This is a genomic window from Pseudomonas sp. MWU13-2862 (genome assembly GCF_023242495.1).
GTDB classification, from domain to species: Bacteria; Pseudomonadota; Gammaproteobacteria; order Pseudomonadales; family Pseudomonadaceae; genus Aquipseudomonas; species Aquipseudomonas gingeri_D.
This window is the reverse complement of the sequence record NZ_JALMEZ010000002.1, coordinates 242,638-256,529: the sequence shown is the minus strand read 5'-3', so window position 1 is coordinate 256,529 and position 13,892 is coordinate 242,638. Positions and strand designations below refer to the sequence as shown.

Sequence of the window (13,892 nt, the reverse complement as noted above, 5' to 3'; positions counted from 1 at the left end):
GTGTGAATGAAGACCCGGGTTCAGGCTTGCGCCATGCTGCCCAGTGCCTTGGTGTTGCCGGGCCTGCCCCAGCGCTGCATGACCGGTCGCTCGATGAAGTTGAACAGCAGCCAGCCACCCAGTACGGAGAGGGCGAACGTCGCCGCGACGATCAGGCTGGCGGTCCCGTTGTCGAACAGGCGCCCGCCGAGCAATTGGGTGATGACGGTCATGATCAGCAGGTGAATCATGTAGAAACCGAAAGAGATTTCCCCCAGCCAGACCATCCAGGCGCTGTTGAGCAGGCTCTTGCGGCCTTTGAGGTCACTGGCGGCGATGGCGGTGATCAACGCGGCCACCGGCACCAGGGTGACCAGGTTCAGGCTGTACTGGAACGGTACCCACATGCCTGCCACATAGCCGACGGCCAGCAGCGCGAAGGCCTGGGGCACGCCGAGGTCGATCCAGCGCCCGGCCATCAGGATGCGCGCCATGAGCATGCCCAGGACGAACTCGAACAGGCGTGCCGGCGGGAAGTAGTAGGCCCACCACCACTGAATCAGTGAGATCGGGTACTCATTGATCAGCGGCGCGGCCGCGGCCCACTGGCGTATCGCGAGCTGGGTCAGGGCCAGGCCGGCGACCATCGCCCAGGCCCAGTACCACAGGCGCTCCTCGGCGATCTTCCAGACCAGCTTGAGCACCAATGGGAACAGCAGGTAAAAGAGCAGTTCGCAGCACAGCGACCAGGACGGACCGTTCACGCTGAGGAAGGTGTCCATCCGCGGAATCCAGGCATGCACCAGCAACAGGTTGGGCAGCCAGATCGCCACGCTGGCGGTCGGTACGGCGAACAGGACCATGGCCAGCAACCAGGTGGCGATATGGTTGGGAAAGATTTTCAGCAGCCGGCGTCGCCAGAAACTGCCCAGGCTGTCGCCCTTGCGCGCCGACCAGGCGATGACAAAGCCGCTGAGCACGAAGAAGAACGACACCCCCAGCCATCCGCCGCCGCTGAAGGTGCGCTGGAAGACCTCGATCACCTGCGTGTCGGCATAGGGGTTGAAACCGATGATCCGCGTCAGTGACGCGTGGAACAGGAACACCATTGCCGCGGCGAGAAAGCGTATTCCGGTCAGTGAATCGAGCTTGCTGTGTACATGCGTGTGGTAGAGCTCTGCTTTGTTCATGATCCGATCCCCATCCCATAAAGTCATGGCGCGCTCGACAACGCTTGCGCGTTTCGGGCGTGCTCCCTTGTCAAAACACACTCGTCAATGGCGTAGCGAACTGGCAGGCAATGTTGCGAGGGGTACGGCTATGCAGACATTGTTGGTCGCGGGGTGCTGGGCAAACCGTCTTTATTGGGTATGAACCGGTGCATCCCGGCCCCCGCGAACAGGGGCCGGCACAGTGTTACTGGCCGTAGACCGCGTTGCAGAGGTCGACGGTGAATTGCCCGAACATGCCTTCGAAGGCCGTGTTGGTAAAAGCCACCACCGTCAACTCCTGGGCCGGGTCGACGAACCAGGAGTGTCCGTAGGCACCGCCCAGGCGCCAGGTGCCGACGGATTCGGCGGTCTGCGCGGCAGACGGGTCCTTGAGTACCGTGAAGCCGAGGCCGAAGCCGCGTCCCGGCCAGTTGGCCAGCTCCAGGTCGCCGGTCTGGCTGCTGCCCATTTCCGCCACCAAGTGCTTGGGCAGTAGCGGCGCGCCGCCTTTGCGCAGGGTTTCCAGAAGCTGGAGAAACTCCCCGGCGCTGCCGACCATGCCCGAACCGCCGGAGTCATAGGCCTGGGTGTCCAGGGCGCGGTCCGGGTCCAGCCGGATGCCGGCGGTGCCTTCAAACACCGGGACCACTTCCAGCCCCTGCATGCGTCGTGGCTGTGGCTGGTCATTGAGATAGGCCGGGCTCAGGCGGTCGACGTCGGTCACCCGGAACCCGCTATCGCGCCAGCCCAGCGGGCGGGCGACCAACTGCTCCACCGCCTCGGCCAGCGAGGTGCCGTGGGCGGCGGCGATTACCCCGCCCAGCACATCGGTGGCAATCGAGTAGCCCCACTGACTCCCCGGTTTGTAGAGCAGCGGGGCCTGGCCCAGGCGATGCAGGTTTTCTTCCAGCGAGAGTTCGGTACGGTCCATGCCGTCGGAGACGCCGGCCTCGAGATAAGGGCCGCCTTGATCGCTCTCCAGGAAACCGTAGGTGAAACCGGCGGTGTGGGTCAGCAATTGGCGTACGGTGATCAACGCCGGCGTGCCGTCGGCCAGGGTCGGCTTGAAGTGCGGCAGCCAGTGGGTGATGTTGTCGTCCAGGTTGATACGACCCTGGGCGATCAGCGCCAGGGCCGCCACCGAGGTGATCGGCTTGGAGACCGAGGACAGGCGGAACAGGGCGTCCTGGCGCATTGGCAGCCGGGCCTCACGGTCGGCCAGGCCGGCCGCGCGCTGATAGACCAGTTGTCCGCGATGGGCGACCAGGACCACGGCACCGACCAGGCGCCGGTCATGCAGGGTCTGTTCGAGCACGGCGTCGATGCGCGACGCCAGGCGGGTTGTCTCGACAGGACGAAGGGATTGCAGTGGGCGTAGCGGTTCGTTGACGGTCATATCGGGCCCCGGGTGGTGGATGGGTCAAGCTGATGGATCGATGGTAGGGCGGGGCCGATCAGGGAAAAAGAAGTTACAATTCCGGGCTACACGGACCTTTTTGTCCTTAATCAAGGGAATGAGTGATGGATAAGCTCAATGGCATCACCGTGTTCGTGCAGGTCGCCGAAAGTCGCAGCTTTGTCGCTGCCGGCCGCTTGCTCGGGGTGTCCGCCTCGGCCGTGGGCAAAAGCATTGCCCGCCTGGAACACAAGCTCAGTGCGCGGTTGTTCCATCGCAATACCCGCAGCCTCAACCTGACCGCTGAAGGCGCGCTGTTTCTGGAGCGCTGCCGGCGGGTGCTCAACGAACTGGAGGCGGCCGAGCAGGAACTGTCCAGCTCCAGCGATGCGCCACGGGGCAAGTTGCGCATCAGCCTGCCGTTGCAGGGCAATGTGCTGTTTATGCAACTGTCGTCGTTCATGCGCGAGTACCCGGAAATCCGCCTGGAACTGGACTTCACCGATCGCCTGGTGGACGTGGTCGAGGAGAGCTTTGACGCCGTGGTGCGTACCGGGCAATTGCACGATTCGCGGCTGATGGCCAGGAAGCTGGGCAGCTTTGCGTTTCATCTGGTCGGCGCACCGGGGTATTTCGCCGCCAGGGGCTACCCGCAGGCTGTGGAGCAACTGCTGGAGCACCAGTGCCTGCATTATCGGATGCCCTCCACCGGCAAGCTGGAGAAGTGGCCGTTGGAGGGACTGGTCGCGGGGGCCGAGCTGAAGGTGCCGGAGACCATGGTCTGCAACAACCTGGACATGCTGATCCATAGCGCCCGGCAGGGCCTGGGCATTGCCTGCGTGCCCGAGTTCGCCGTGCGCGAGGCCCTGGCGGCCGGAGAGCTGGAGTCGATACTGCCGGGACGGATCCTGCGTACGCTACAGATGCAGGTGGTCTGGCCGTCGAGTCGCTACCTGACACCCAAGCTGCGCGCGTTCATCGATTTTATCTGCGCCAGTGGCCTGACGTCGTCGGGCTGAGGTGGTCAGATCGCCCTGAGGACTACGATGCCCGGGGTTTTCTTGACGTAATCCATGAACGGCGAATCCACCACCTTGTGGTTGGCTTCACGGGCGGAGGCATTGCGCAGCACCGGGCCTTTGTCGGTCATGATGAAGATGCCGGTGTGGGTGACGTCGAGCCCTTCGGCCGGGGTGTAGATGCCGATGTAGTCACCGGTTTTCAGGCGGCTGACCACGGCGTCGTCGATCCACTCGCTGGGGATGTAGGTGATGGCGCGCTTGACCGTGCCCACCGACGGGATCAGCGTGCCGCCGCTGCCGTCCCCTTGTGCGTTGAGGATCTTGGTGACGGTGGTCGCCCTGGGGCTCGCCTGGGTCGTAACATCCCGGGCGTTGAGGGGCTGGGTGTGGGCCCAATCGGTGAAGAAGTGCCTGCGCTCGGTGTAGCTGACCTTGCCCTCGGCGTAACGGGTGCGCACCAGGTTTTCGACGAAGCGCGGCAGGCTGTCGGATTTGCGTAGGGCCTCGACGTAATCCAGGTAGGTGAAGCAATCCAGGCCGCGGAAGTCGATCACCAGTTGTTCCGGCGCGGTCGCGGAGCCGACCAGCATATGCGCCACATAAGGCGTACCGAGGAAGTTGGCGGAGATATTCTTGATCCGTTCGCCTTGCTCGTGGCCGGCGTGCTTGAGGATCCGGGTTTCGATGAACTCGATCTTGTGGCGTGTGTAGTCGTCCAGCGTGACCTGGTCGCCTGGGTGTTGCCGGGTGGTAAAACCACTCAGCGCCAGCATCAGGGGCAAGCCCGATACCAACGCGATAACCTTCTTCATGCGCTCTCCGCAGGGGCGCAGGGGGCTTTAATGGGCCACCGCGCTGGGACATTGATTTTACACCTCTGGGGTGACGACTCAATGAAACCTGCCAGCTTTCCCTTTCTTATATCTTAATCGAATAAAATAATTATTATTAATTCCTTTTATAAGTTGCAGGGCTGGCGCATTTTAGCCTCCAGCACCTGAAGCCCAGGTGCACCGCCTACCACGAAAAGGAAACAACCCCATGACGATCAAAGCGATCAACGTTCGTAACCAATTCCGCGGCGTCATCAAGGAAATCCTCATTGGCGAGGTGCTGTCCGAGATCGACGTGCAGACCGCGTCGGGGATTGTCACCTCGGTGATCACCACGCGTTCGGTACGCGACCTCGAATTGGCGGTAGGCAGTGAAGTAATCGCCTTCGTCAAATCCACTGAAGTCTCGATCGCCAAGCTCTGACGTCGCGGCATGTTCAGGCGCTGACGATCAACTCGATCCGGCAACCCGGCTGGGCGTCCTGCACCTCAAGGCGCATGTCATGCAGCCGTGCCACCGCCGCCACCATGCTCAATCCCAGCCCGTTGCCCGCCGTATGCCGACTGGACTCGGAACGGTACAACCGCCGGAACACCGCTTCGCGCTCGGCTTCTGGAATCCCCGGACCATTGTCCACCACGCACAGTCCACGTCTGTCCGGGGTATCCATTACCGCCACCTGCACCCGGCTATGGTCAGGCGAAAACTTGATGGCGTTGTCCAGCAGGTTGCAGGTCGCATCGAACAGCAACTGCGCATCGCCGAAAATCAGGCAGGGCGCGGGCGCGCAATTCAAAGTCAGTTCGATACCACGCTCTTCGGCCAAGGGCTCGAAAAACTCGGCGGCATCGGCGGCGATACGGTTCAGGTCGATCTCGGCAAAGCTGCTGCGCCGGGCGCTGGCTTCGATCTCGGAAATCCGCAACAGCGCGCGGAAGGTCGACAGCAAACCCTGGGCATCCTCGATGGCGTTGTCGATGGCCGCCTGGTATTCCTCTTCCCGCAGGTGTCGCCGCTGGGCTCGCTCCAGGCCCGCGAGCAAACGGGTGAGGGGCGTGCGCAAGTCGTGGGCGATATCGTCGCAGACCCCCTTGACCTCGCTCATCAGGCGCTCCAGCTCGTCAAGCATCTGATTCACTACAGTGGCGATACGGTCGATATCGTCACGATTGCCACGGGTCGGCAGGCGCTCGTTGAGGTGGCCCTTGACGATGCGTTCGATGGAACGGGTCAGCACATCCAGCCGTCGGCGCGCCGCGTAGCCCAGCCCGACCGCCCCGAGCAGGCCCACCACCAGCAGCAGCGAGCCGCCGGAGACCATCGCGTTGACCAGCAACTCGTCGAACTCGCTGAGGTCATGGATATCCTGGGCCACCATCAGGGTCTGGCCATTGTCCAGGCGATGCATGACGAAGCGGATCGGCCGGCTCTTTTTTTGCGGCTGCTTCCAGTTGAATTCGGCGGGTTTGTCGTAGCCCTTGAAGGCCGGCATTTCAATGACCGGTCCGGCAATCAGCTGGCCTTGGGCATCATAGAGGCCGTGGGGCAGGCGACCGTCGATATCCTGTTCGGAGTGCTTGCGGATTTCCGCCAGGCGCAGGTCTTCGGGCTGCGCGCTACGGTTGTCGATCTGCCGATAAAGGGCGGTATCGACCTCGGCCATCAGGTAGCCGGCGGTTTGCCAATAGATATAACCGAACAGCGCGAGGAACGAGCAACTGAACAGCGCCAGGGACATCAGCGCCGTGCGGAAACTGATGGTGCGGGGGATTTCACGCAGGTGAGCGTAGAACATAGCCTGCCCCGCGAATGGTATGGATCATCGGTTCCTCGCCGTCGCCATCGACCTTGCGGCGCAAACGGCCCATATGCACTTCAATGACATTGGTGCGTTCGTCATAGGCGTAGTTCCACACGGCCTCGAACAGCATGGTCCGTGTCACCACCTGCTCGGCGTGTTGCACCAGGTATTCGAGCAGGGCGTATTCCCGGGGCAACAGCTCGACCATCCGTTCGCCGCGCTTGACGCTGCGCTTGAGCAGATCCAGCTCCAGGTTGCCGACCCGCAGGCGGTTGACCCGTTCCTCGCTGGGAGCGACCCGGCGGCGGCTCAAGGCATCGAGGCGGGCGGTCAGCTCGATGAACTCGAAGGGCTTGGTCAGGTAGTCGTCACCGCCGGCCCGCAGGCCACGCACCCGTTCGTCGAGCGCGCTGAGGGCGCTGAGGATCAGCACCGGCGTGGCGATACCCGAAGCGCGCAAAGCGGTGAGCATGCCCAGGCCATCGAGGGCACCGGGGAGCATGCGGTCGAGAACGATAACGTCGTAGCTGTCACTGATGGCGCGCACCAGGCCTTCTCGACCGTTATCGACGTGGGTGACATCGAAGCCGTGGTCTTGCAGGGCGGCTTCGATCTCCCGGGCAGTGGCGGGGTCGTCCTCGACGACCAGAACATGGGTCATGGGCACTTCGCAGAATGAGAGAGGGTGGTAGTCTTGCATGGACCCCGGAGGAGTCTGGCTGGCCAGTGAATCGTGGTTGGCTGGTCGACCGGCATAGTGTGCCAAACCGGGTTTATCTGAAAGGTCGCGTCAATATGAAAAAAAGTTTAGCTGAACCAGCACGGAGCCGGTCTTGAGAATCCTGGTCATCGAGGATGACGCCAAGGCAGCCAGCTACCTGGTGCGTGGTCTCAATGAAAGCGGGCACGTCACCGATACCGTCGACGACGGCCGCAGTGGCCTGGACATGGCCCTGGAAGGGATCTACGACGCCTTGATCGTCGACCGCAAACTGCCGGGGCTGGACGGTCTCGCACTGGTCCAGGAACTGCGGCGCCAGGGCTTGCGCACGCCGGTGCTGATGCTCAGCGCCCTGGATTCCACCGCCCAGCGGGTCGAAGGCCTGCGCGCCGGGTGTGATGATTACCTGGCCAAGCCCTATGCCTTCGTCGAGGTGCTTGCCCGGCTCGAAGCCTTGCAGCGTGGCCGTGATCCGGTGGTGGGATTGTCGCGGACCTTGCGGGTCGGCCGCCTGCAACTGGACTGCGCCGCGCGCACCGCCACCCGCGAAGGGCAGGTCATTGCCCTGCAGCAGCGCGAGTCGCTGATCCTGGAAAAGCTGATGCGCCACTGCGATGAAGTGGTGACCCGCAGCATGCTGCTGGAGAGTGCCTGGGACTATGACTTCGACCCCATCGACAACGTGATCGACAAACACATCTATCGGTTGCGCCGCAAACTGGATGCCGGCTTCAGCCATTCGCTGATCCAGACCGTGCCGGGGGTCGGGTACCGGTTGCTACAGGACGACGAAGACCCCCTTGATGCACCACTGCGGTCAACGCCGCCTCTGTAGGAGCGAGCTTGCTCGCGATGGTCGTCCAGGCTCCGCTGGGTATCAGATGCCCCGCGTTATCGTTGACGTCCATCGCCAGCAAGCTGGCTCCTACAAGGAACCGCGTTCACATGATATTTACCTAAACTAAAATTTAGCTTTGGAGGAACGGGACGCGGGCCTGCGCCTGATAGCTTCGGAATCTGATCGATGGCTCTGCCACACAGGTTCTGGAGATATCCCGTAGATGCGTCTCACGCCGAGATTCGAGGTTTTTCATCCACCTCAGGCCCCAAGCCGACTGTTCCGCACCCTGGCCTTGGCCGGCCTGACGCTGTTGAGTGGCTGCTCGCTGGTGCCGGGCTACCAGCAGCCGGCCTTGCCCCTGGCCCCGCAGTGGTCGGCCAAGGACCCGTCCGCCGCTTCAGCCGATGCGGCAGGCGGCCCCTGGTGGCGTGAGTTCCACAGTGCCGAGCTCGATGGCCTGATTGCCCGTGGCCTGAACGACAACTACAGCCTCAAGGCCGCCGTGAGCCGGGTCGACCAGGCCCGGGCCATTGCCCAGGTGGCCGGTGCCGGGCAATACCCCAACCTGTCCCTGGGCGGCAACTACCAGCGCCAGAACAACTACGGCAGCACGAAAAAATCCAGCGTCTTCGCCGAAGCCACCTACGAGGTGGACTTCTGGGGCAAGCAACGGGCCACCGCCGATTCCTCCCAGGCCCTGGCCAATGCCAGCCAGTTCGATGCCCAGACCCTGCGCATGACCCTCGGCGCGAGCATCGCCGACACCTATTTCCAGGTCCTCTCGCTGCAAGACCGCGTGCGCCTGGCCCAGTCCATTGCCGCCGATGCCAGCCAAGTCCTTGATCTGGTGCAGGTGCAGGCCAGCCAGGGCGCGGTGTCGAGCCTGGAAGTCGAACAGCAGCGCAATGCCCAGCAAACCTTCCAGGCCGCCGTGCCGCTGTTGCAACAGCAGCTCGACGCGGCCAAGTATCAACTGGCGACACTGGTGGGCGTGCCGCCTGAAGGCTTCGAGGTCCAGCAAACCGGGCTCGACGCCCTCCAGGTGCCACAACCCAAGGTCGGCCTGCCCGTCGGCCTGGTGCGCCAACGCCCGGATATCCAGGCCGCAGAAGCGCGCCTGGTTTCAGCCAACTACGACGTCGGCGTGGCCCGGGCAGCGTTCCTGCCCAACCTTTCCCTGGATCTGCTCGGTGGTATCGACACCCTGGCCGGCGGGCATATCTGGAGCATCGTCGGCAACCTCACCCAGCCGGTGTTCAGCGGCGGCCAACTGACCGGACAACTGCACGCCGACCAGGCCCATGTGCAGGAACTGACCGCCAGCTATCGCGCCTCGATCATCGAAGCCCTGCGTGATGTGGAAACCCAGCTCAGCGCAGCGCGGCAACTGGACCAGGCCTACAGCCTGAACCAGGCCGCCGTCGGCTCCGCCCGCGAAGCCGCGCGCCTGGCCCAGGTTCGTTACCGCCTAGGCTCCACCGATTTCCAGACGCTGCTGGTGGTCGAGCGCACCCAGTACCAGGCCGAAGACAGCCTGCTCCAGGTGCGCCTCCAGCATCTGCAGGCCGCCGTCGGCCTGTTTCGCGCCATCGGCGGCGATTTCAGCGCGCCGACCCTGGCCGCCGCCACTCCTTCTTCTCCCTTTCAGGTCGTTCAGCCATGAAGCACTCACCCCAGGCGCCATCCCAACCTCGTCGTCTGCGCCTCGGCCTGCTGGTCGTGGCCATGCTCGGCGCTTCGCTGTTGATCAAGACCCAATGGATCGACCGCGTCCAGGCGGCACCGACAGCTCCTGTTGATAGCGCCATCCCGGTGGTGATGCAGGCGGCGGGGCAAAAGGACCTGCCGATCTGGATCGACGCCATCGGCAATGTCCAGCCCCTCAACACCGTCAATGTGCGGGTGCGGGTCGACGGCGAGCTGCAGAAAGTCCTGTTTACCGAAGGCCAGATGGTCAACGCCGGCAGCCAGTTGGCGCAGATCGATCCACGGGTCTACCAGGCGCAAGTGGCTCAGGCCCAGGCGCTGGTCAGCAAGGACCAGGCGCAGTTGGCCAACCTCAAGGTCAACCTCGACCGGGCCAGCAAGCTGGCAGCGGCCAAGGCCGGCCCGACCCAGGATGTCGACACCTACCGGGCCCAGTTGGCGGCCCAGCAGGCCACGGTCCAGGCCGACCAGGCGGCCCTGGAGAATGCCCGCCTGCAACTGGCGTTCACCCGGATCGACGCGCCGTTCACCGGCCGCACCGGGCAACGCCTGCTGGACGTCGGTTCGATTGTCCACGGCACCGATGCCACTGGCCTGGTGACCCTGACGCAGATGGACCCGATCTCGGTGGCCTTCGCGGTGTCCCAGGACGACCTGGCGCGGATCCTCAAGGAAAACGCCGTGGCCCCCTTGCAGGTGCTCGCCATGAGCCGCGACGGCCATCAGCAACTGGCGAGCGGCTCCCTGAGCTTTATCGACAGCCAGGTGATCGCCGCCAGCGGGCAGATCCAGCTCAAGGCGCAATTTCACAATGCCGGCCAGCAGCTCTGGCCCGGCCAACTGGTGGGTGCGCGTCTGCTGGTGAATACCCAGAAGGCCGTCACCGTGGTGCCGGCCAATGCGGTGCAGCAAGGGCAGAAGGGCGACTTCGTCTATGTGGTCAATGCCGACCAGCGGGTCGAGCCACGGCAGGTGACGGCGGCGACGGTGGTCGACGGCCAGCAGTGGATCAAGGACGGCCTGGCGCCGGGTGAAGTGGTGGTGGTCCAGGGCCAGTCGCGGATCGCCCCCGGGCTCAAGGTCAAGCCGGTCAGCCTGGATACGGGCCCGGCGGCACCTGAGGTGGCGTTGAGCGGCAGCGCCGGAGGCAAGCCATGAACCTGCTCGCCGGTCTGATCCAGCGCCGCACGGGCCTGTGCCTGCTGGCCCTGGGGGTGATGCTGCTGGGCACTTTTGCCTATTTTCAACTGCCGGTGGCGCCGTTGCCGACGGTGGACTTTCCCACCATCCAGGTCACCGCCAAGCTCTCCGGGGCCAGCGCCGAAACCATGGCGACCTCGGTGGCGACGCCGCTGGAACGGGCCTTCGCCGCCGTGCCCCAGGTCACCTCGATGACCTCCTCGAGTTCCTCGGGCAAGACCCAGATCGTCCTGCAGTTCGACCTGTCGCGTAATATCGACGGCGCGGCCCAGGACGTGCAGACGGCGATCAACACCGCCAGCGCGACCTTGCCGAAAACCATGACCAGCACGCCGACCTTCAACAAGGTCAACCCGGCGGAGTTCACCGTGCTGTCCCTGGCCCTGACCTCGCCGACGCGGACCTTGCCGGAGCTGGATCGCTACGCCGACAACTACCTGGCCCAGCGCCTGTCGCAGATGCCCGGCGTCGGCCTGGTGGATTTCCATGGCGAGCAGAAGCCGGCGGTGCGCATCCAGATTGACCCGGATGCCCTGGCGGCCCGTGGCCTGACCCTGGAGGAAGTGCGCAGCATCGTCGGCCTCAGCACCCTCGATCAACCCAAGGGCAACCTCAACGGCCAGTATCGCTCGGTGACCCTCAATGCCACCGACCAACTGCTCGACCCCAAGGGTTATCGCGAACTGGTGGTGGCCTACAAGGCCGGGGTTCCGATCAAGCTCGGCGACCTGGGCCGGGTCATCGATGGTGCCGAGGACGCCCAGCAGGCCGCCGGTATCGACGGCCAGCCGACGGTGATCGTCGACATCCATAAGCAGCCGGGCTTCAACGTGCTGTCGACCATCGCCAATATCAAGGCCAGCCTGCCGGCCCTGACCGCGTCCTTGCCGCGGGATGTGCAGGTCCAGGTGGTCGGCGACCGCACCCAGACCATCAATGCCTCGGTCAACGACGTGCAGTTCACCTTGCTGCTGTCCATCGCCCTGGTGGTCGTGGTGATCTTCGTGTTCCTGCGCAAGGCCACGGCGACCCTGATCCCGACCCTGACCATCCCGCTGTCGCTGGTGGCGACCTTTGCCGTGATGTACCTGCTGGGCTACAGCCTGGACAACCTGTCGATCATGGGCCTGGCGATTGCCGTCGGCTTCGTGGTGGACGACGCCATCGTGGTCATGGAAAACATCGTCCGCCACCTGGAAATGGGCAAGTCGCGGATCCAGGCGGCGGTGGACGGTTTGCGCGAGGTGGGTTTCACCATTGTCTCGATGACCGTGTCGCTGATAGCGGTGTTCCTGCCGATCCTGTTGATGGGTGGCATCGTCGGGCGGCTGATGCGTGAGTTCGCGGTGACGGTCAGCGTGGCGATCCTGATGTCCGGCGTGGTCTCTTTGACCGTGACACCGATGCTCTGTGCCTGGCTGCTCAAACCGGAACACGAGTCGCGCCCGAGCCGTTTCGGCGATGCCTGCGAGGCGGTCTACAACCGGATTCACGAGGGCTACCGACGCAGCCTGGAGTGGGTGCTCGATCACCAGCGCCTGACCCTGGCCGTGGCGGTCGCCACCTTCGTCGCCACGGCGATGCTCTACCTGTATATCCCCAAGGGCTTTTTCCCGCAGCAGGACACCGGCCTGATCCAGGGCGTCGCCGAAGCCGCCTCGGATATCTCGCCGGAGGCCATGCGCCAGCGCGTTGCGCTGCTGGCCGATATCGTCAGCGCCGACCCGGCGGTGGCCAAGGCCTATTACTGGATCGGCCCCAACCCGACGGTCAGCCAGGGCCGGGTGATGGTCAACCTCAAGCCGTTCGACCAGCGCACGGCCAGCGCCCAGCAGGTGATCGCGCGCTTGCAGCCGGCCCTCGACAAGGTCCAGGGCATCAAGCTGTTCCTGCAGGCCAACCAGGATATCCAGATCGGCGGCCGGGCCAGCAAGACCCAGTACCAGTACACCTTGCAGGACCCGGACAGCCAGGAGCTGGACCATTGGAGCGGGTTGCTGCTGGACCGTCTCAAACAGTTGCCGCAACTACGCAACGTCACCTCCGACCAACAGCGCGCCGCCCCCCAGGCGACCCTGGTGATCGACCGGCCCTCGGCGGCGCGGTTGGGGGTCAATGTGCAGGCGATCGACGACGTGCTCTATGACGCCTTCGGCCAACGGCAGATCGCGACCATGTTCACCCAACTGGACCAGAACCACGTCATTCTCGAACTCGATCCGCGCTGGCAGATGTCCATCGACACTCTCAAGCACCTGTATGTGCGTTCCACCTCCGGAGAGATGGTGCCGCTGGATATGCTGGCGAGTATCCGCAACGAGCTGGCGCCGATCATCATCAACCACCAGGGTGTGTTCCCGGCCATTACCCTGTCGTTCGACCTGGCCCCGGGGCAGGCCTTGAGCGATGCGGTCAACGCCATCGAGAAGGCTTCGCTGGCGGTGGGCCTGCCGGACACGGTGTCGGGGAGTTTCCAGGGCACCGCCCAGGCCTTCAAGGACTCGCTCAAGTCGCAACCCTGGCTGATCCTGGCGGCGATCCTGACGGTCTATATCGTCCTCGGGGTGCTCTATGAAAACGCCATCCATCCGCTGACGATCATTTCCACCTTGCCCTCGGCCGGCTTCGGCGCCTTGCTGGCGTTGATCATCTGCGGGCAGGACCTGTCGGTGCTGGGCATGATCGGGATCATTCTGCTGATCGGCATCGTCAAGAAGAACGCGATCATGATCGTCGACTTCACCCTGGAGGCCGAGCGTGGTGGCATGACGCCGCGAGAGGCGGTGCATGAAGCCTGCCTGCTGCGCCTGCGGCCGATCCTGATGACTTCGCTGGCGGCGTTGCTCGGTGCCGTGCCCCTGGCCTTCGGGCATGGCGCGGGTTCGGAATTGCGTCAGCCCCTGGGGATCGCCATTGTCGGCGGGTTGGCGGTGTCGCAACTGCTGACGCTCTACACCACGCCGGTGGTCTACCTGTGGTTCGACCGGTTGCGCGGGCAAAAAAAAGCCCGCAACGAAGGCGAGCTGAATCAAGTTGAAACGAGGAGTGAATCCATCCTAGAGGGGCAGAAGTGAAATCGGCGTGAAAGGCCCGGCCAGGAAAATGAAAGTTTCGTGACCGGGTGGTCATTCGTCGGAACCTTGCCCCAGGGGCTGCGTGTCGCTGCCGGTCGACTACGCT

Annotated in this window: 11 protein-coding genes; 6 read left to right on the top strand and 5 right to left on the bottom strand. The window is 63.9% G+C overall.

The genetic code is table 11. The annotated features are described in order from the left end of the window. Positions 1–20 precede the first annotated feature (20 nt). Both M5C56_RS04595 and M5C56_RS04590 read right to left on the bottom strand, forming a co-directional pair. Positions 21–1,169 carry an acyltransferase gene (locus M5C56_RS04595; protein ID WP_103495110.1) on the bottom strand — a complete coding sequence of 383 codons (1,149 nt, stop codon included), beginning with the start codon at positions 1,167–1,169 and terminating at the stop codon, positions 21–23. A 226-nt stretch (positions 1,170–1,395) separates the two neighbouring features. After that, positions 1,396–2,586 (bottom strand): serine hydrolase domain-containing protein, encoded by a 1,191-nt coding sequence (locus tag M5C56_RS04590; protein ID WP_103495109.1) that lies wholly within the window; start codon positions 2,584–2,586, stop codon positions 1,396–1,398. A gap of 125 nt (positions 2,587–2,711) precedes the next feature. On the opposite strand from M5C56_RS04590, the gene M5C56_RS04585 reads away from it, so the two are divergent. After that, the gene (locus tag M5C56_RS04585) at positions 2,712–3,605 is read left to right on the top strand and encodes a LysR family transcriptional regulator (protein ID WP_103495108.1); all 894 of its coding nucleotides are present in this window, start codon (positions 2,712–2,714) and stop codon (positions 3,603–3,605) included. 5 nt (positions 3,606–3,610) lie between these two features. Here the strand turns inward: M5C56_RS04585 and M5C56_RS04580 are convergent, their stop codons facing one another. Further along, positions 3,611–4,420 carry a DUF1460 domain-containing protein gene (locus M5C56_RS04580; RefSeq protein WP_103495107.1) on the bottom strand — a complete coding sequence of 270 codons (810 nt, stop codon included), beginning with the start codon at positions 4,418–4,420 and terminating at the stop codon, positions 3,611–3,613. A gap of 229 nt (positions 4,421–4,649) precedes the next feature. On the opposite strand from M5C56_RS04580, the gene M5C56_RS04575 reads away from it, so the two are divergent. After that, positions 4,650–4,865 (top strand): TOBE domain-containing protein, encoded by a 216-nt coding sequence (locus M5C56_RS04575; RefSeq protein ID WP_100941607.1) that lies wholly within the window; start codon positions 4,650–4,652, stop codon positions 4,863–4,865. Between the two features lie 13 nt (positions 4,866–4,878). On the opposite strand, the gene M5C56_RS04570 is transcribed toward M5C56_RS04575, so the two are convergent. Next, a complete protein-coding gene (locus tag M5C56_RS04570; RefSeq protein ID WP_247263045.1) occupies positions 4,879–6,237 on the bottom strand; it encodes a HAMP domain-containing sensor histidine kinase in 1,359 nt (452 codons plus the stop codon). Then, positions 6,215–6,904, bottom strand: coding sequence for a response regulator transcription factor (locus M5C56_RS04565; RefSeq protein WP_103495106.1), 690 nt, complete (start codon positions 6,902–6,904; stop codon positions 6,215–6,217). The genes M5C56_RS04570 and M5C56_RS04565 overlap by 23 nt, the downstream gene beginning before the upstream one ends. Positions 6,905–7,076: 172 nt before the next feature. Between M5C56_RS04565 and M5C56_RS04560 the strand changes: the two genes are divergently transcribed. From M5C56_RS04560 to M5C56_RS04545, 4 genes are all read left to right on the top strand, one after another. Beyond that, complete coding sequence (locus tag M5C56_RS04560; RefSeq protein ID WP_103495105.1) at positions 7,077–7,799, top strand: response regulator transcription factor; 723 nt, start codon at positions 7,077–7,079, stop codon at positions 7,797–7,799. Between the two features lie 226 nt (positions 7,800–8,025). Then, complete coding sequence (locus tag M5C56_RS04555; protein WP_103495104.1) at positions 8,026–9,468, top strand: efflux transporter outer membrane subunit; 1,443 nt, start codon at positions 8,026–8,028, stop codon at positions 9,466–9,468. Further along, positions 9,465–10,670, top strand: coding sequence for an efflux RND transporter periplasmic adaptor subunit (locus M5C56_RS04550; RefSeq protein WP_103495103.1), 1,206 nt, complete (start codon positions 9,465–9,467; stop codon positions 10,668–10,670). Before M5C56_RS04555 ends, M5C56_RS04550 begins: the two co-directional genes overlap by 4 nt. Further along, positions 10,667–13,786 carry an efflux RND transporter permease subunit gene (locus M5C56_RS04545; RefSeq protein ID WP_103495102.1) on the top strand — a complete coding sequence of 1,040 codons (3,120 nt, stop codon included), beginning with the start codon at positions 10,667–10,669 and terminating at the stop codon, positions 13,784–13,786. The genes M5C56_RS04550 and M5C56_RS04545 overlap by 4 nt, the downstream gene beginning before the upstream one ends. The last annotated feature ends 106 nt before the right edge of the window (positions 13,787–13,892 follow it).